At 60.8% G+C, this 17,695-nt stretch carries 15 protein-coding genes and 2 tRNA genes; 13 read left to right on the forward strand and 4 right to left on the reverse strand.

From position 1 onward, the window contains the following. Position 1 precedes the first annotated feature (1 nt). From AC1DVV_RS04225 to AC1DVV_RS04235, 3 genes are read left to right on the forward strand one after another with little or no spacing between them, the layout of a single operon-like run. Entirely contained in the window at positions 2 to 988 is a 987-nt protein-coding gene (locus AC1DVV_RS04225; RefSeq protein ID WP_477688947.1) for a 2-hydroxyacid dehydrogenase, read from the forward strand. A 36-nt stretch (positions 989 to 1,024) separates the two neighbouring features. Next, positions 1,025 to 2,380: a DNA recombination protein RmuC gene (locus AC1DVV_RS04230; RefSeq protein WP_457279774.1), complete on the forward strand. Its 1,356-nt coding sequence runs from the start codon at positions 1,025 to 1,027 to the stop codon at positions 2,378 to 2,380. A 24-nt stretch (positions 2,381 to 2,404) separates the two neighbouring features. Next, the gene (locus tag AC1DVV_RS04235; protein ID WP_477667120.1) at positions 2,405 to 3,625 is read left to right on the forward strand and encodes an MFS transporter; all 1,221 of its coding nucleotides are present in this window, start codon (positions 2,405 to 2,407) and stop codon (positions 3,623 to 3,625) included. Here AC1DVV_RS04235 and AC1DVV_RS04240 read toward each other — a convergent pair. The 3 genes from AC1DVV_RS04240 to earP form a co-directional block, all read right to left on the reverse strand. Beyond that, positions 3,603 to 4,466, reverse strand: coding sequence for an LOG family protein (locus tag AC1DVV_RS04240; protein WP_457278831.1), 864 nt, complete (start codon positions 4,464 to 4,466; stop codon positions 3,603 to 3,605). The genes AC1DVV_RS04235 and AC1DVV_RS04240 overlap by 23 nt on opposite strands. 108 nt (positions 4,467 to 4,574) lie before the next feature. Beyond that, positions 4,575 to 5,129: an elongation factor P gene (gene efp, locus AC1DVV_RS04245; RefSeq protein WP_457278830.1), complete on the reverse strand. Its 555-nt coding sequence runs from the start codon at positions 5,127 to 5,129 to the stop codon at positions 4,575 to 4,577. Positions 5,130 to 5,245: 116 nt separating this feature from the next. Then, the gene (earP, locus tag AC1DVV_RS04250) at positions 5,246 to 6,391 is read right to left on the reverse strand and encodes an elongation factor P maturation arginine rhamnosyltransferase EarP (RefSeq protein WP_477701869.1); all 1,146 of its coding nucleotides are present in this window, start codon (positions 6,389 to 6,391) and stop codon (positions 5,246 to 5,248) included. A 122-nt stretch (positions 6,392 to 6,513) separates the two neighbouring features. Here earP and AC1DVV_RS04255 point away from each other — a divergent pair, with 122 nt between their 5' ends. The 4 genes from AC1DVV_RS04255 to AC1DVV_RS04270 all read left to right on the forward strand — a co-directional run bounded on the left by AC1DVV_RS04255 (position 6,514) and on the right by AC1DVV_RS04270 (position 11,797). Then, positions 6,514 to 8,031, forward strand: a complete 1,518-nt coding sequence (locus AC1DVV_RS04255; RefSeq protein WP_477701870.1) for an esterase-like activity of phytase family protein — start codon at positions 6,514 to 6,516, stop codon at positions 8,029 to 8,031. Positions 8,032 to 8,115: 84 nt separating this feature from the next. Then, a complete protein-coding gene (gene uvrC, locus AC1DVV_RS04260) occupies positions 8,116 to 10,125 on the forward strand; it encodes an excinuclease ABC subunit UvrC (protein ID WP_457306539.1) in 2,010 nt (669 codons plus the stop codon). Positions 10,126 to 10,266: 141 nt separating this feature from the next. Then, positions 10,267 to 10,833, forward strand: a complete 567-nt coding sequence (gene pgsA, locus AC1DVV_RS04265) for a CDP-diacylglycerol--glycerol-3-phosphate 3-phosphatidyltransferase (RefSeq protein ID WP_457278826.1) — start codon at positions 10,267 to 10,269, stop codon at positions 10,831 to 10,833. Between the two features lie 85 nt (positions 10,834 to 10,918). Continuing rightward, on the forward strand, positions 10,919 to 11,797 hold the full coding sequence (locus AC1DVV_RS04270; protein WP_477701905.1) for a DMT family transporter: 879 nt from the start codon (positions 10,919 to 10,921) through the stop codon (positions 11,795 to 11,797). On the opposite strand, the gene AC1DVV_RS04275 is transcribed toward AC1DVV_RS04270, so the two are convergent. Next, positions 11,742 to 12,719 (reverse strand): LysR family transcriptional regulator, encoded by a 978-nt coding sequence (locus AC1DVV_RS04275; protein ID WP_457278825.1) that lies wholly within the window; start codon positions 12,717 to 12,719, stop codon positions 11,742 to 11,744. The two genes, AC1DVV_RS04270 and AC1DVV_RS04275, sit on opposite strands and share 56 nt — an antisense overlap. A gap of 160 nt (positions 12,720 to 12,879) precedes the next feature. Here AC1DVV_RS04275 and AC1DVV_RS04280 point away from each other — a divergent pair, with 160 nt between their 5' ends. From AC1DVV_RS04280 to AC1DVV_RS04305, 6 genes are all read left to right on the forward strand, one after another. Beyond that, positions 12,880 to 13,785, forward strand: coding sequence for an alpha/beta fold hydrolase (locus AC1DVV_RS04280; RefSeq protein WP_457278824.1), 906 nt, complete (start codon positions 12,880 to 12,882; stop codon positions 13,783 to 13,785). A gap of 39 nt (positions 13,786 to 13,824) precedes the next feature. Continuing rightward, the gene (locus tag AC1DVV_RS04285; RefSeq protein ID WP_457279772.1) at positions 13,825 to 14,919 is read left to right on the forward strand and encodes a tartrate dehydrogenase; all 1,095 of its coding nucleotides are present in this window, start codon (positions 13,825 to 13,827) and stop codon (positions 14,917 to 14,919) included. Between the two features lie 266 nt (positions 14,920 to 15,185). After that, complete coding sequence (locus AC1DVV_RS04290; RefSeq protein ID WP_007874140.1) at positions 15,186 to 15,458, forward strand: HU family DNA-binding protein; 273 nt, start codon at positions 15,186 to 15,188, stop codon at positions 15,456 to 15,458. Positions 15,459 to 15,475: 17 nt separating this feature from the next. Beyond that, positions 15,476 to 15,551, forward strand: a tRNA-Val gene (locus tag AC1DVV_RS04295). Between the two features lie 87 nt (positions 15,552 to 15,638). Then, positions 15,639 to 17,564, forward strand: a complete 1,926-nt coding sequence (locus tag AC1DVV_RS04300) for a SurA N-terminal domain-containing protein (protein ID WP_477701872.1) — start codon at positions 15,639 to 15,641, stop codon at positions 17,562 to 17,564. A gap of 36 nt (positions 17,565 to 17,600) precedes the next feature. Next, a tRNA-His gene (locus AC1DVV_RS04305) sits at positions 17,601 to 17,676 on the forward strand. Positions 17,677 to 17,695: the final 19 nt, after the last annotated feature.

Genomic DNA, 17,695 nt, shown 5'->3' on the forward strand with positions numbered 1-17,695 from the left:
CATGAGCAAGCCCAAAATTCTTGTTGCCCGCGCAGTTTTTCCCGAAGTCATTGCCCGCCTGGAGCAGCATTTCGAGGTTGAATCCAACCAGGCCGACGAGACCTGGTCCAAGGCCCACCTCACCGAGCGCCTCAAGGGAAAGGACGGCGCCTTCACCACGGGCGGCGACAAAATCGACGCGGAGGTGCTGGCCGCCTGCCCGGGGCTCAAAATTTGCGCCAACATGGCGGTGGGCTACAACAACTTCGACATCGACGCCATGACCGCTGCCGGCGTGCTGGCCACCAATGCCCCGGATGTCCTGACCGAAACCACCGCTGATTTCGGTTTTGCCCTGCTGATGGCCACGGCCCGTCGCGTGACCGAAAGCGAGCATTACCTGCGCGCCGGCAAATGGACCAAATGGAGCTACGACATGTTTGCGGGCTCCGACATCCACGGCGCGACGCTGGGCATCCTGGGCATGGGACGCATAGGGCAGGGCATTGCCAAACGCGGTGCCCATGGATTTGGCATGAAGGTGATTTACCACAACCGCTCGCGCCTGGATGCAACGCTGGAGGCAGAATGCAAAGCCAGCTACGTCGGCAAGGAAGAACTGCTCAAGACCGCAGATCACCTCGTGCTGGTACTGCCGTATTCGCCTTCATCCCACCACACCATTGGCGCCGCAGAACTGGCATTGATGAAACCCACTGCCAACCTGATCAACATCGCGCGCGGCGGTATCGTCGACGATGCCGCACTCGCTGCGGCCTTGAAGAGCAAGCGCATCGCAGCGGCCGGGCTCGATGTGTTCGAGGGCGAGCCCAAGGTGCATCCTGATTTGTTGACCGTGCCCAATGTGGTGTTGACGCCGCATATCGCCAGCGCCACCATTCCCACGCGCCTTGCCATGGCCGGGCTGGCTGCCGACAACCTGATCGCATATTTCGGCGGCAAGAAGCCGCTGACCCCGCTCAACCCCGCGGTACTTGCCGGCAAATAAGCAAGAAGAAGGCAGCAAGCGGACAATGAACACATGATGGAATCCTGGCTGATGATTGCCTTGTTGGTGGCCAACCTGCTGTTGCTGGTCTGGCTGCTGGTGCGTAAGCCCGCCGAACCAGCGGATACGGGCCGCATCGAGCTGCTGGCGAACATCGCGGCAGGCCACGACAAGCTCGAGCGCGAATTGCGGCGCGAAATCGGTGACAACTCGCGCAGCAGCCGGCAGGAATTGGCGACTACCTTCGCCACCTTCCAGCAAACGCTGGTGCAGCAAAGCGCCGAAGCGATCCGCACGCAGAACACGCAGATCGACGCGTTTTCGCAGCAACTCACCCTGCTGCAAAAGACGCTGTCGGATACCCTGACCACTCAGCTGCAGTCCGTCAGCGAGTCCAACGCCAGGCGCATGGGTGAAGTGCGCGAGACCCTGGAAAAACAGCTGGCGCAACTGCAGCAAACCAATTCGGCCAAGCTCGATGAGATGCGCAAGACGGTCGACGAGAAACTGCAGACGACGCTGGAGACGCGCCTGGGCGAAAGTTTCAAGCAGGTGGCCGACCGGCTCGAGCAGGTGCACAAGGGCCTGGGTGAAATGCAGACGCTGGCGCAGGGCGTGGGCGACCTCAAGCATTTGCTCACCAATGTGAAAACACGCGGCATCTTCGGCGAAGCGCAACTGTCGGCCTTGCTGGAACAGGTGTTCACCGTCGACCAGTACGCGGCCCAGGTCATTACCCGCCGCGGCGGCAAGAATCCGGTCGACTTCGCCATCAAGCTGCCGGGCCGGTCTGATTCGGGTGAACCTCTGTGGCTGCCCATCGACGCGAAATTTCCGAACGAAGACTACGAGCGCCTGCTGGATGCGCAGCAGCGCGCCGACGTGCTGGGTGCTGAAATCGCCGGCAAAGCGCTGGAGACGCGCATACGCCTGGAGGCCAAGTCGATCTCCGAGAAATACATAGACCCGCCTTACACCACCGATTTTGCGATTCTTTTTTTGCCGACTGAGGGCCTCTATGCCGAAGTGCTGCGCCGGCCCGGCCTGATGGAGTTCCTGCAGCGCGACCACCGTGTCACGCTGGCCGGCCCGACAACGCTGCTGGCCATGCTCAATTCACTGCAGATGGGTTTTCGCACGTTGGCGCTGGAAAAACGTTCCAGCGAAGTCTGGCAGGTGCTGGGTGCGGTGAAGACAGAGTTCGGCAAGTTCGGCGACGTGCTGGCCAAGGTCAAGTCGCAGACCGAAACCGTGCTCAACACACTGAGCAGTGCCGAGCAGCGCAGCCGTGTCATGGGCAAAGCCCTGCGCAATGTCGAAGCGCTCCCGGAAATCGATTCTGCCCGCCTGCTCCCATTGGACCCGCTTGACAAAGACCTGGACAACATCTGATGCGCACCGCATGAGCTGTGCGTCATGACGCCTGAACTCGCACGCCTGATCGTGGCGCAGATTTGCCTGCACGCCTGCATGGCCGGCACGCGCATGGCGGCGCCGCTGCTGGCGTTGCGCGAGGGCTACAGCCCCGCGGCGGTGGGAGTGCTGCTTGCATTGTTTGCCCTGACGCAAGTCTTCCTGGCGTTGCCGGCCGGCCGTTTCGCCGACCGGCATGGCCTCAGGCGCCCGATCCGGTATAGCGTCTTCGCTGCGGTGCTGGGAGCCGGGGCTGCGGTGGCCTTTCCGGTGTTCCCGGTGCTGTGTCTGGCGGCGCTGCTCACGGGCGGCGCCACCGGCGCAGCAGTGATTTCCCTGCAGCGCCACGTGGGCCGCGCGGCGGTCGGCGCACTGGAGTTGCGCCAGGTGTTCAGCTGGCTGGCCATTGGTCCGGCGGTATCCAATTTCATTGGACCGTTTTCCGCCGGCCTGCTGATCGACCATGTGGGTGCCGTGCCGGGAAGCACTTCCGGCTACCGCGCGGCGTTTTTGCTGATGGCGATCCTGCCGCTGGCCTGCTGGTTCCTGGTACGCAAGACGCGCGAGCTCCCGCCGGTGATTGCCGCCAGCGGCGGGGTGCAGCCCAAGGCCTGGGATTTGCTGCGCCAGGCCAACTTTCGCCGCCTCATGCTGGTGAACTGGTTTTTGTCGTCCTGCTGGGACGTCCACACCTTTGTGGTGCCGGTGCTGGGTTTTGAGCGCGGCATCAGTGCTTCGGTCATAGGCACCATCCTGGGATCGTTTGCGGTGGCCGCGGCTTTGATCCGCATGGTGATGCCGCTGGTGGCGGCCCATCTGCGCGAGTGGAAGGTGCTGGCGGTCTCCATGCTGGCGACAGCCGCACTGTTCGGCATCTACCCGTTGATGCATTCGGCGATCGGCATGGGCCTGTGCTCCATCCTGTTGGGCCTTGCGCTGGGCATGGTGCAACCCATGGTGATGAGCATGCTGCACCAGATCACACCGGAAGCACGCCACGGCGAAGCGCTGGGGCTGCGCCTGATGGCGATCAATGCGTCCAGCGTGGTGATGCCCATGTTGTTTGGCTCCGCCGGTGCGTTGATGGGAATTGGCGGGGTCTTCTGGGTCACCGGGGCCATGGTAGGCGCGGGTTCACGCGCGGCGTGGCTGCTCAAGGACAGCATGTCTGCCCATGGCGGGCACCATCCCGAAACCGGGCCTACAGACGGTAAAAATCCTTGATCAGGTCCCAGGCGACCTGTGCGTCGTCCACGTACTGAAAGAGCTTGAGGTCGTTGGGCGAGATCACGCCTTCTTCCACCAGCATGTCGGTGTTGAGCAGGCGCTTCCAGTAGCTGCTGCCAAAAAGGATGATGGGCACCGGCTTGGCCTTGCGGGTCTGCACCAGCGTGATGACTTCGAACAGTTCGTCGAGCGTGCCGAAACCACCCGGAAACACCACAAGCGCCTTGGCACGCATCATGAAATGCATTTTGCGCAGCGCGAAGTAGTGAAACTTGAATGACAGCTCAGGCGGCACATAAGGGTTGGCGGCTTCCTCCATGGGCAGGGCGATCGCCAGGCCCACACTGAGCCCGCCGGCCTCGTGCGCGCCCCGGTTGGCTGCCTGCATGATGCCCGGGCCGCCGCCGGTGCAGATGAAGAGCTTGGTCTCGGGCGGTTTTGTCTCGCTGTACTGCGCCACCAGCTTGCCGAAGGCGCGGGCTTTTTCGTAATAGTGGGCATTGCGCGCCAGTTTTCGCGCGCGGTCTATGGTTTCGGCATCACCACCTGCCTCGGCTTCGGCCACCATGGTGACGGAATCTTCCTCGCTGCGAAACCTGGCGCTGCCGAAAACGACCACTGTGTTTTCAATGCCATGGGCCTGCTGTTCCAGGTCGGGTTTAAGCAGTTCCAGCTGGAAGCGGATCCCGCGTGTTTCACGCCGCAGCAAAAACTCCGGGTCGGCAAATGCCAGCCGCGAGGCGTCGGCTTCCAGCGGTGTGCCTTCCCGTGCGTGGGCCTGCAGTTCGGCCCAGGCGTTGGCCAGGCGGCTGACGGATAAGTCTTGTTTTTGTTCCATGAGCTTATTGTGAACGATCAGGCGGGGCGGCTGCTTTTCGGGAACTGGGGCCCGCACAAGCAAAAAAAGGCTCCGTGAGGAGCCTTTTTGCGGAGGGCAGAAGCGGGATTACACGCGCTTGCGATATTCACCGGTGCGGGTGTCAATTTCAACCAGGTCGCCCTGGGCCACAAAAATCGGCACGCCGATTTCAAAGCCGGTAGCGAGCTTGGCGGGTTTCAGAACCTTGCCGGAGGTATCGCCCTTGACGGCGGGTTCAGTCCAGGTGATTTCGCGCTGAACGCTGGTGGGCAGTTCGACCGAGATCGCCTTGCCGTCGTAGAACACCACTTCCAGTTCCATACCGTCCTGCAGGTAGTTGAGCGAATCGCCCATGTTTTCCGCTTCGACTTCGTACTGGTTGTACTCGGAGTCCATGCAGACATACAGCGGATCGGCGAAGTAAGAGTAGGTGCAATCCTTTTTGTCCAGAATGACCTGATCAATCTTGTCGTCGGCCTTGAACACGACTTCGGTGTTGAAGTTGGCGACCAGGCTTTTGAGCTTCATCCGCACGGTGGCGGAATTGCGCCCGCCGCGGCTGTATTCGGTCTTGAGCACCACCATCGGGTCTTTGCCGTTCATGATGACGTTGCCGGCGCGGATTTCTTGAGCGATTTTCATAGCAGTTTCACTGAGTAGGCCGCTAAACGCATGCACCGGTGTGCAGGTTCCGCGGCGGGTTGTGCAGGACGCCAAAGTCTGGTCGACCTTCAGGCTGTTCTGCAAAGCCTATGATTTTAACGTTTTTTTGTCACGAAACCGAGCAGCCGGGTGCCCAGGTCGTCTTGGGCCATCAGGCGGGAGCGGGCCGTCTGGGCTGTTGCTTGCCAGGCCGGCAGGTCAATGGGGAAGGGCGCCGGGCCGCCGGCGGTAGGTGGCGGCGCTGTTTTGCCGTTCCAGGCGGCGTGAAAAGCCCGCAGGGAGGGCGGCGCCTGGAGCATGTCCAGGAAGGCCTGCAGTTTGGCCAGGTGGGCGTTGTCATGCTGCGGATAGATGTGCCAGACGAAAGGCTTGCCTGCCCAAAGCGCCCGCACCACCGAGTCCTCGCCGCGCACGAAGTTCAGGTCCGAGGCCCAGAGCAGGTGGTCAAACCCGGTTTGCGTCAGCAGGGGGAGGTATGAAATTGATAGCTGCTTGCGCCCGCCCTTATTGGGTTGCAGCCGATTCTTATCATCATACAGGGCACGAACGGCGTTGGCGGCACGCCCCGCGGCCACCAGCAGATGCACCGGTTTGCCTTGCAAGCCGTGTTCCGTAAATTGCGCCAGCAGGCCTTCGAGCGCGGGGGGCTCATAGCAAAACAGGGACACCAGGGTTTCGCCACCCCAGTGGATTCCGTGGGTTTTCAGCCAGCCGGCGCGGTCAAAGCCTGCCTGCTTGTCCTGCAGGCCTGACTCACGCAGCAGCCCGCCGGTATCAGCCGTGAAGCCCGGGTAGAAAAACCACTTGGTCCAGCCGGCAGCCGGTCCGCCTTGTACCGGCGAAGGCATGGCGTGGGAGCGCCCCACGTAGTCCTCGGCAGACAGGTATTCGAGATTGATCCAGACGGGTTTTTGGCCTCCAGCCCAATGCAGACGAGCGCAAGCAGCTATGAAATCAGGAGCAACTTCACAGCCGAAGGCCTCGATCAGCACATCGCAGGGTTGCCCGGCGAGCCCTGCGGCGTCCAGGTTCAGGGGCTGTTCACCGGATGGCCAGGGAAATACCTGTACGCCTTTACAGCTCCCGGGGGCCATCCATGTCAGCGCGGATGCGTCATCCACCCAGAGCCGCACCTTGTGCCCGCGCGAGGCCAGGTCGGCGGCCAGACGCCAGCACACACCAATGTCCCCGAAGTTGTCGATGACTTTGCAAAAAATGTCCCAAACGCGTGCTGCAGCCATGGCGGGTATTGTGATGCAGCCGCGATGCCGGCCCTCATGCTGCGGCGTGGCGTGCTCCCCCTGTCACAGCCATGTCACCCAGGCTGGGTACAAGCCGTCATCAATTTGAAATGGAGTTCATCGTGGTTTTATCTAAATCGGTGATGCGTGCACGGGCCATGGCCGCTATTCTGGGGCTGGCCTTGTGCGCCGGCGGTAGCGCTTCATCGTGGGCGCAGGCAAGCCTGGAAAAGGCGGAAACGTCTGTCGTTGAGGGTGTGGTCCTGACCAGGCATGTGCTGCAGGTTGCGACCCGCTTTTACGTGCCTTACACCGGTGCGGACGTGGGCATCAGACAGCGTTTTCCTCAAGGTTTTCCCATAGCGCCCGGCTCGGGGCTGACATTGCGCAACAAGGATGCCGACGGCACTTTGTGGTTTTATGCGCTGACTGATCGCGGCCCCAACGGCGACTCGCCCGACCTTGACAGCAGCGGTGCGACTTCGGCCAACAAGACCAAGGCCTTTCCCGCACCCGATTACGCGCCCAAGTTTGGCCTGATCCGCGTCAGGAATGGGGTGGCTGAACTGGTGTCGGTGACTGACATCAAAACTGCAGAGGGTGTGAATGTGAGCGGCCGCCCGGTGCAGGGCGGTATTGGCTCTTCGGGTGAAACGCCCTTGACCGAAACGCTGCAAGCCAGCCTGGCCTTCGACGCCCATGGCATTGACCCGGAAGCCATCGCCATGGACCCGGATGGCAAACACGTCTGGATTTGTGATGAATACGGCCCGTATCTGATCAAGGTGGCGGTTGAGAGCGGCCGTATTGCGGCCAAATTCGCGCCGGCCAACGGCTTGCCTGCCGTGATTCAATTCCGCCAGCCGAATCGCGGCTGCGAAGGCCTGGCCATCACGCCCGGCGGCAAGCTGGTCATGGCCATTCAAAGCATTCTGGAAATGCCAGATATGGGGAGTGGTTTGTCGGCCCGGCATACCAGCAAGGCGCTCTTTACCCGTCTGGTGGAATTCAATCCCGCCAATGGGGCTACCCGCATGTTTGCCTATCCGCACGACATGACCCGGTACGGTAAGAGCAAGGACGCCAAGATTGGCGACATCGTCGCCTTGAGTGACACGCGCTTTGTGCTGATCGAGCAAGGCAAATTCAAGGCCGATGGTGAGGTGCACAACCTGCTGGTGGCGGTGGATGTGGCCCAGGCCACGGATTTAAGCGGCAAGAAACTGGCGGGTGGATTGGAGCTGGAATATGCCGGCGCTTTGAGCGAACTGTCGGCCATCGGGGTTTCCCCTGCGAAGCGGCTGGAAATCCTCGATTTGCGCAAGAAGGATGCAAGCGGAAAGCTCCAGTTCGGCTGGCTTCCAGAGAAGGCCGAAGGCCTGGCCCTGGTGAACGACGATACGCTGGCGCTGATCAACGACAACGACTTTGGTGTGTCCGCGCGAATCGTCGATGCGGCCGGCAAGGCCGTCAAGATCGATGACTGCAGCGTGAATGCCGCCGGTGTCCTGGAGGGCAAAAAATGCAAAGGTGCAGCGCCGCTCAAGTATGAAATCGTCAATGGCAGTGATGACGAGAAGCCAACCCGCCTGTGGCTGATCAGGTTCCCGAAAAAGCTCCTGGACTATCGGCCGGACTGAATCCCTTTGTTGGGTCGGCTCCAAAAGGGTATCGGTCCTGTCAGGGTTTTCTTCTGAAGCGCCGGTACGCGGCAAAATAGGGGTATGCCTGAACGTTCCCCCGCTGAAAAGTTACCCGCCGGACATACGCCCGAGTTGCTGGCCGAAGTGGCTGCGCTGCCCGCCTTGCCGGGCGTCTACCGTTACTTCGATGCGGAAGGCGGCGTGCTGTATGTCGGCAAGGCGCGCAACCTGAAGAAGCGGGTCTCCAACTACTTCCAGAAGAACCACGGCGGCACGCGCATCGGCCACATGGTGACCAAGATCGCCCGCATGGAAACCACGGTGGTGCGCTCGGAAGCTGAAGCGCTGCTGCTCGAAAACAACCTGATCAAGACGCTCAACCCGAAATTCAACATCCTGTTTCGGGACGACAAGAGCTACCCCTACCTCAAGCTGACAGGCGCGCGTCCGGCCGAAGAAGGCGCTGCGCCCACGGCTGCCGTCTTTCCGCGCATTGCCTATTACCGCGGCGCGGTCGAGAAAAAGCACCGCTACTTCGGCCCGTACCCCAGCGCCTGGGCGGTGAAAGACACCATCTTGCTGTTGCAAAAGGTGTTCCGGCTGCGGACCTGCGAAGACACGGTGTTCAACAATCGCACACGGCCCTGCCTGCTGTACCAGATCAAGCGCTGCTCCGCACCCTGTGTGGGCCATGTGTCACCCGAGCAGTACGCGCTGGACACCGCCAACGCCGAACGCTTTTTGCAAGGCCAGGCCCAGGACATCCTGACCGAGCTCGAGAGAAAAATGCTGGTGCATGCCGAGAAGCTGGAGTTTGAGCAGGCCGCAGAGTTGCGCAACCAGATGTCGGCGCTGTCCAAGGTGCTGCACCAGCAGTCGATGGAAATCGGCGGCGACAAGGACGTCGACATCCTGGCGGTGAAAGTTCAGGGCGGCAAGGCCTGCGTCAACCTGGCCATGGTGCGCGGCGGCCGCCACCTGGGTGACAGGGCGTACTTCCCCAGCCATGTGGAGAACGCGACCGACGTCGCGGCGCTGGATGCCGAGATCGATGCGGACGCCAGGCAGGCTGCGCAAGCCGAGGCAGCCGGTGAAAGTGCTGCGCCTGTGCCTGCACCTGTGGGCAAGTCACTTGAGGCCCTGGTGCTGGAAGCCTTCATCGCGCAGCATTACATTGATGTGCCGGTTCCACCCACCCTGGTGTGCAGCGAGCCGGTGGACAAGGAACTGATGGAGGCACTAACAGCGCAGACCGGTACCAAGGTCACGGCCATCCACCAGCCGCGTGAGCAGCGCCGCATCTGGCTGGAAATGGCACAGAAGAACGCCGGCCTGCAGCTGGCCCGGTTGCTGGCCGAACAGGGCTCCCAGCAGGCGCGTACGCGCGCGCTGGCCGAGGCGCTTGATTTGCCGCTCGACAACCTCGATACGCTGCGCATCGAATGTTTTGACATCTCGCACACGGCCGGTGAATCGACACAGGCTTCCTGTGTCGTGTTCCAGGAGCACAAGATGGTCAACAGCGAATACCGCCGCTACAACATCGAAGGCATCACGCCAGGCGACGACTACGCCGCCATGCGGCAGGTGCTGATGCGCCGCTATACCCGGCTGGCTGAAGCCGCACGCAATGGGGAGGCCAAACTGCCCGACCTGGTGCTGGTCGACGGCGGGAAGGGGCAGGTGTCGATGGCACGTGAGGTGTTCGGGGAACTGGGCCTGGACCTGGGCCTGATTGCCGGCGTTGAAAAAGGGGAGGGCCGCAAGGTTGGCCTCGAAGAGCTCGTGTTTGCGGACGGCCGCGACAAGGTCTATTTGGGGCGGGATTCAGCAGCGTTGATGCTGATCGCGCAGATCCGCGACGAAGCCCACCGTTTCGCCATCACGGGCATGCGGGCCAAGCGCGCCAAGGTGCGGGTGGGCGGCAGCAAGCTTGAGGACATTGCCGGCATTGGCCCCAAGCGGCGCGCCAGCTTGTTGCAGCGCTTCGGCGGCATTCGCGGCATCGCTTCGGCCAGCGCGGAAGACATTGCCACGGTGGATGGCATTTCGAAGGACCTGGCCGAGGAAATCTACCGCGCCCTGCATTGAGGCAGCATCGGTTGCGTGCCCTGTTTCGGGCAGCAGTTCCTTGAAATTTGCTCAGATGTATTTGTGCAACGGAACGCACTGTTTTGGCGTGCTTTGCACCGCTATCCGGCACCACCGCACGGCTCATGCCAAAATCGGGGCATGTTTCTGACCATCCCTACGTTGATGACCTGGACCCGCATCGTTGCGATTCCGTTGATCGTGGGGGTGTTCTACCTGAACCTGGCGCCCACGGAACGCAATCTGATTGCCACCGTGATGTTCGTCGTGTTTGCCGCAACCGACTGGCTGGACGGCTTTCTGGCGCGCAAGCTGAACCAGACTTCTTCCTTCGGCGCCTTCCTTGATCCGGTGGCCGACAAGTTCCTGGTCTGCGCCTCTTTGCTGGTGCTGGTGCACCTGCAGCGTGCCGACGTGTTCGTGGCGCTCATCATCATCGGCCGCGAGATCGCCATCTCGGCGCTGCGCGAGTGGATGGCCCTGATTGGCGCGACCAAAAGCGTGGCCGTGCACATGCTAGGCAAGGTCAAGACCACGGTGCAGATGATTGCCATCCCTTTCCTGCTGTTCGACGGCGTGCTGTTCGGCGTGATCAACACGCACGTGTGGGGCACCTGGCTGATCTGGATCTCCGCCATCCTGACGGTCTGGTCCATGATTTATTACCTGAAAAAAGCCATCCCGGAAATCCGCGCGCGCGCCAAGTAGTCCTGCCCTTGGTGTTGCCGTTCTAAGGCTTCTGTCCTTGAGTTCTTCCTCTTCTTCATCCTCTTCTGGTGCGCTGATCCGGGCCATGCCCGCCGTGTTTGTGCTGATCTGGAGCACCGGCTTTATCGTCGCCAAATATGGCTTGCCGTATGCGCCGCCGCTGACTTTCCTGGCGATCCGTTATTTCCTGTCGATTGTTTGCTTCCTTGTCTGGATCGTGCTGGCCCGGGCCGCGTGGCCGCAAGGCCGGGCGCAATGGCTGCATCTGGCCATGGCCGGCGTGTTGATGCATGCCGGTTATCTGGGTGGCGTCTGGATTGCCGTGAAGTCGGGCATGGGTTCGGGCTTGACCGCACTCATTGTCGGACTTCAGCCAGTGTTGACGGCGCTCTGGGTTTCGTGGGTTGCCTCGCCCGAGACAAACGGCGGCGAGGCCAAGGTCACTTCACGCCAGTGGACCGGTCTGGCGCTTGGGCTAGGCGGGCTGTTGCTGGTGGTTTCGCGCAAGTTCGGCACGGGCCATGAAGTGACGGCGCTGACGCTGGCCTGCACGGTCTTTGCGTTGTTCAGCATCACTGCGGGAACGCTTTACCAGAAACGTTTTGTCAAACCTGCCGATGTGCGCAGTGCCAATGCCATTCAGCTGGCCGCTGCTTTCGTGGTGACCCTGCCGCTTGCGCTGTTTGAAACTGAAGCGATCGCGTGGAACCACCAGGTGCTGGGCGCCATGGCGTGGTCGGTGCTGGTGCTCACGCTCGGAGGAAGCTCCCTGCTTTACCTTTTGATCCAGCGTGGCGCAGCTACAGCCGTGACCAGCCTGCTGTACCTGGTTCCGCCAACGACCGCCCTGATGGCATGGCTGTTGTTTGAGGAGCCCATTACGCTCAGCACGATTGCCGGCACCGCGCTCACGGCGTTGGGCGTGAGCCTCGTGGTGCGGGCCGCGAAGCCGGCGGCAGCGTAGTTTTCCAGGGCGCTTCCTGAAACTGTGCGACCAGGTGGTCAATCAGCAGGCGAATACGGCGTGGCTGGTCTGGGCGGTAGGGGGCCAGCCAGTGAATGTCGGCGTCTGGCATTGAATAGGCCGGTAAAACGCGTACGAGCCGGCCCGATGCGATATGCGGTGCAATATCCCAAAGGCTGCGTAGCATGATGCCGCGGCCTTCCATGCACCAGTCGCGTACCAGCTCCCCTGAATTGCTGGCCAGCGGGCCGTGCACGCGAACGCGCACCGCGGTCTTCTCGCGTTCCCTGTGCAGCGGCCAGACATCAAAACGCTGTCCCGGGGCATTGCCGTTTTCGCGCACGATCAGGCAGGCATGGTCCTGCAAGGCCTCCAGGCTGGCGGGTGAACCGTGTTGTTTTATGTAGCGGGGCGAGGCCACCATGATGCGCTGGTTGCGCGCAAGACGGCGTGACACCCACTGGGCCGCCTGCCGACCCTGTATCGACCAGAGCCAGATGGCGCCGTCGTAACCCTCCAGCGCGAGGTCGGGCAAATGCTCGGTGAGCTCCAGCTGTATCTCGACACGCGGATAACGCTCCTGGAATTCCGCCAGCGCAGGCCCCAGCCACCGGCGGCCGAACCCAAAAGTTGCAGCCAGCCGGATAAGCCCGGTGGGCTCCGCTTTTCGTTCCTGCAACTCTGCCTCAAGCGCATGGAAGCCCTGCAGGAGAATGATGGCCCGTTCGCAGACTGTTTCGCCTTCGGCGGTGGGGCTGACGCGCCGGGTCGTGCGCTGGAACAGGCGTTGGCCCAGCCTGGCCTCCAGTGCGGCAAGCCGCTTGGTGACGACCGGCGGCGCCACGTCCAGGCTTTGCGCTGCGGCCGCCAGGCTCCCGTGGTCGCGAACGGCAAGCACCAGTTCAAGGTCGCTGCGTTCCATTGATTAATTCCTTTTTGGAAATAATTGATTGCCTGATTATTGCTTGTATTGGGTGCCACTCTTCTACAAAATCAGGCAAAGATCTAAAAATCGTTCAAGGCATTCAACACCGGAGCACCGGGAAATTGATTACCCGAAGATGAACCAAGGCAACTGATTGATGTTTGAGAATTTCGTTTCGTGCGATGTCGACGGCCCGGCCGGCAGCTTGCACACCCTGCGGGGCGGCGCAGGGGCGCCACTTCTGTTGCTCCACGGGCACCCGCAAACCCACGCGATGTGGCACTTGGTCGCGGGAACGCTTGCGAAAAAATTCACCGTCGTGATGATGGACCTGCGCGGTTACGGTGACTCCGCACGGGTTGCCGGTGATTCGGCGCACGAGGCCTATTCCAAACGCGCGATGGCGCTGGATGCCGTCGCAGTCATGCGTCACCATGGGTTCGAACGGTTCCAGGTGCTGGCGCACGACCGCGGCGCGCGCGTGGCCCATCGCCTTGCGTCGGATCATCCCGGGGCGGTTCAGCGGTTGATGCTGCTTGACATTGCGCCCACGCTGGCCATGTATGACAACACGACGAATGCCTTTGCGCGCGCTTACTGGCACTGGTTCTTCCTGATCCAGCCGCCGCCGCTGCCCGAAGCGTTGATCGAGTCCGATCCGGTACGGTATGTACGCAGCGTAATGGGCAAGCGCCATGCGGGCCTTGCGGCTTTTGCCCCAGCCGCACTGGCCGAGTACGAACGCTGCGCGCAAATCCCCGGCACCGCTCAAAGTATCTGCGAAGACTACCGGGCCTCTGCCACGATCGACCTGGAGCACGACCGCGCGGACGTTACTGCCGGCCTGCGCCTGGCGCAGCCGCTGCGCGTGTTGTGGGGCGAGCATGGCGCGGTGGGCCAATGCTTTGATGTACTGAATCTCTGGCGGGACCGTGCGAAAGATGTCTCGGGCCGAAGCTTGCCTTGCGGTCACTACATTGCAGAAGAAGCGCCGGCGTTGCTGCTGGCAGAAGCACTGGATTTTTTCAAACCTGAATCAGCGGCTCTCAACGGGTCAAATTAACGCCAACTACATTCAAAAAGGAACACCATGAGCAAAAGCATCGGAAAAAAACGCATCGCCGTCATCGCAGGCGACGGTATCGGCAAAGAGGTTATGCCAGAAGGTGTGCGTGTGATGGAGGCTGCGGCCGTCAAGTACGGCATCGACCTGCAGTTCGACCATTTCGATTTTTCAAGCTGGGACTACTTTGAAAAGCACGGCAAGATGATGCCGGACAACTGGAAGGACCAGGTGGGCGGCCATGACGCGATCTACTTCGGCGCTGTGGGATGGCCCGCGAAAATTCCCGATCATGTTTCACTGTGGGGTTCGCTGCTGCTGTTCAGGCGTGAGTTTGACCAGTACATCAACCTGCGGCCTGCACGGCTGATGCCCGGCATCATTGCGCCGGTGGTCCGGCGTGACGGGAGCGCGCGTCAACCTGGTGAAATAGATTTTTACATCGTCCGTGAAAACACCGAGGGCGAATATTCCAGTATTGGCGGGCGGGCGTTTCCCGGTACGGAGCGCGAGTTTGTCCTGCAGGAGTCGGTATTCACCCGCATCGGCGTGGACCGCGTCCTGAAGTTCGCCTTTGAACTCGCCCAGTCCCGTCCCAAGAAGCACCTGACCAGTGCGACGAAGTCCAACGGCATTTCCATCTCCATGCCTTACTGGGATGAGCGCGTGGCCGAGATGGCAAAAAACTATTCGGGTGTCCGCCTGGATCAATTCCATATCGACATCCTGACCGCGCATTTTGTGCAGCGCCCGGACTTCTTCGATGTGGTGGTGGCCAGCAATCTCTTCGGCGACATCCTGAGTGACCTGGGGCCGGCCTGCACGGGCACCATAGGCATTGCGCCCAGCGCCAACCTGAACCCTGATCGGAAGTTTCCTTCGCTGTTCGAACCGGTGCACGGCTCGGCGCCCGACATTGCGGGCCGCAACATTGCCAACCCTATCGGGCAGATCTGGTGTGGTGCCATGATGCTGGAGTTCCTCGGGCACAAGGATGCGCATGACGGCATCCTCGCTGCAATTGAAAAGGTGTTGAGCCCTGGAAGCGGTGCGCCGCGCACCCCGGACCTGGGTGGAAAAGCCGGGACGACAGACCTTGGCAAGGCCGTCGCCGAGGCCCTGTCCGCTTCCTGAAACCGTCATAAAGACGGCTTTTGTCAAGCATGAAAATTACACATCATGCTTACGATTAAGCCGTGAAAGCGCTGAAAAACCGTCTAGAATCCGCCTCCGCACGTTGTAAAAACTTGCTGCTGTATTGACAGGTCAAGAGTCCATGGCTCTAATTGGAATCAGCAGAAAACTGCACATGCCGCTCCCGCTGACACACTCAACACAGTGTCCCGGGAGATATTTTTTAGAGACAACCAGATTAACTTTTTATCAACGAGGGGCTCCTTGTGAACAAGACTGAACTGATCGAGCACATTGCCAAGCATGCTGATATTTCCAAAGCTGCCGCCACGCGCGCGCTGGAGTCAACCATTGGCGCTGTGAAAACAACCCTGAAAAAAGGAGGCTCCGTGTCTCTGGTGGGTTTCGGCACTTTTGCCGTGGGAAAACGTGCTGCGCGCACCGGCCGCAATCCGCGTACCGGCGATGCGATTAAAATCAAGGCTGCCAAGGTTCCAAAGTTCCGTCCAGGCAAAGCTCTCAAGGATGCTTTGAACTGAAACGGAAACTCAACGTGGGGTGCTTAGCTCAGTTGGTAGAGCAGCGCCCTTACACGGCGTAGGTCGGCGGTTCGAGCCCGTCAGCACCCACCACCCACGAAAAAAGGCGAACATGGTTCGCCTTTTTTGTTGTTGGCTCCCGGTTTGTTCGTAAAGCTGTTGCAGCACAGGAAGTTCGAGATGTTTGATTTCATTCGCAAGCACACCAAAGTCACCATGGCATTGCTGTTTTTGCTGATTGTTCCGTCCTTTATATTGGTGGGCATGAACAGCAATGGTCCCTCCGGGAACAACAGCGGGGTCGTTGCCGTTGTCGACGGAAAAGACATCACGCAGCCCGAATGGGACCAGGCCCACCAGAACGAAGTCCAGCGTATACGCGCCTCCATGCCGTCGATTGACGTCAAGCTGCTCGATACGCCGCAGGCACGCTACGCGACGCTGGAGCGCCTGGTGCGCGACCGTGTGGTTGCTGCTGCTGCCCATGTCACCGACGACTATCTGGCCCGCGAGCTGCAGAAAATCCCGGAAATCGCCGCCCTGAAAGGCCCGGACGGCAAGCTCGATATGGAGCGCTATCGCCAGTTGCTGGCATCGCAGGGCATGACGCCGGAAATCTTTGAGGCCAATGTCAAGGCCGGGCTGCCGAGCCGACAGGTGCTGGGCGGTATTGGTGCAAGCGGCTTCGCCACGAATGCTGCGGCTGATCTGTCGCTCAATGCCTATTTCGAGAAGCGCGAAATCCAGCTGGCCCGTTTTGATGCTGCTGATATGGCAGCCAAACTGGCACCGACCGATGCCGACCTTGAGCAGTTCTACAAAGCCAACGAGAAACTCTTTCAGGCACCGGAACAGGCCAACATTGAGTATGTGGTGCTCGACATCGAGACTGTTAAAAAGACGGTCACGGTCAACGAGGCCGATCTCAAGACCTACTATGAGCAGAATATCCAGCGCCTGGGCGGCACCGAAGAGCGCAGGGCAAGCCACATCCTGATTGCAGCGCCCAAGACTGCCTCGGCAGCCGATCGCGAAAAGGCGAAAGCCAAAGCAGAGGAATTGCTGGCGCAGGTCAGGAAGGCGCCCGATACTTTTGCCGATGCGGCACGCAAAAACTCGCAGGACACTGGTTCGGCACCTTCCGGCGGCGATCTCGATTTCTTTGCGCGCGGCTCGATGGTCAAGCCATTTGAGGACGCCGCCTTTGCGATGAAAAAAGGCGACATCAGCAATGTCGTGGAGTCGGAGTTCGGTTACCACATCATCAAGCTGACGGACATCAAGGCACCGAAGCGGCCCGCGTTCGAAGAAATGAAACCGCAGCTGGAAGCCGACCTCCGCAAGCAGGAAGCCCAGAAGAAATTTGCTGAAGTTGCCGATGTCTTCACCAATGGTGTCTATGAGCAGCCCGACAGCCTCAAGCCCGTGGCGGACAAGCTGAAGCTTGAAGTCAAGGCGGCCAGCAATGTGGCCCGGCAGCCCAAAACCGGTGCGGCTGGCGTGCTGTCCAATCCGAAATTCCTGGGCGCACTTTTTTCGCCGGATGCGATCGAAAAGAAGCGCAATACCGAAGCCATAGAGGCAGCGCCCAGCCAGCTGGTTTCAGGCCGGATCACCCAGTACACCCCGGCACGCACCCAACCCTTTGCCGAAGTGAAAGATGTCGTGCGCCAGCGCTGGATTGCCCAGCGCAGCGCCGAAGAAGCGCGCAAGGAGGGCGAGGCCAAGCTGGCTGCCTGGAAGGCCGCCCCGGCGTCTGCAACCGCTTTGGCCGCACCGGTGGTCGTGTCGCGTGAGCAAACCCAGAAGCTTCCCAATCCGGTGATCGATGCGGCGCTCCGTGCCGACGCGGCTGCCTTGCCGGCATTTGCCGGGGTTAGCCTCGGCGCACAAGGTTACGTCGTGATCAAGGTCAACAAGGTGGTTCCGCGCGAGGCGCCACTTGAAGCGGCCGCCAAGCAGGAACGCAACCAGTACACGCAGTGGTGGACCGCCGCAGAAAATCTGGCGTATTACAACGGCCTGAAAGAACGCTTCAAGACGAAAATCCTGGCGGCAAAGCCTCCTGTCGCCAAGGCTGGCGCAGAAGAAGTCGTCACCCAGTAAATTGCAGCGGCTTTGCCGCTATAATGCAGGGCTCCGGTGGCTGTAGCTCAGTTGGTAGAGTCCAGGATTGTGATTCCTGTTGTCGTGGGTTCGAGCCCCATCAGCCACCCCACTATTTGAAGTCCCGCTTG

The sequence above is a fragment of the Polaromonas sp. P3_B4 genome (genome assembly GCF_056402835.1).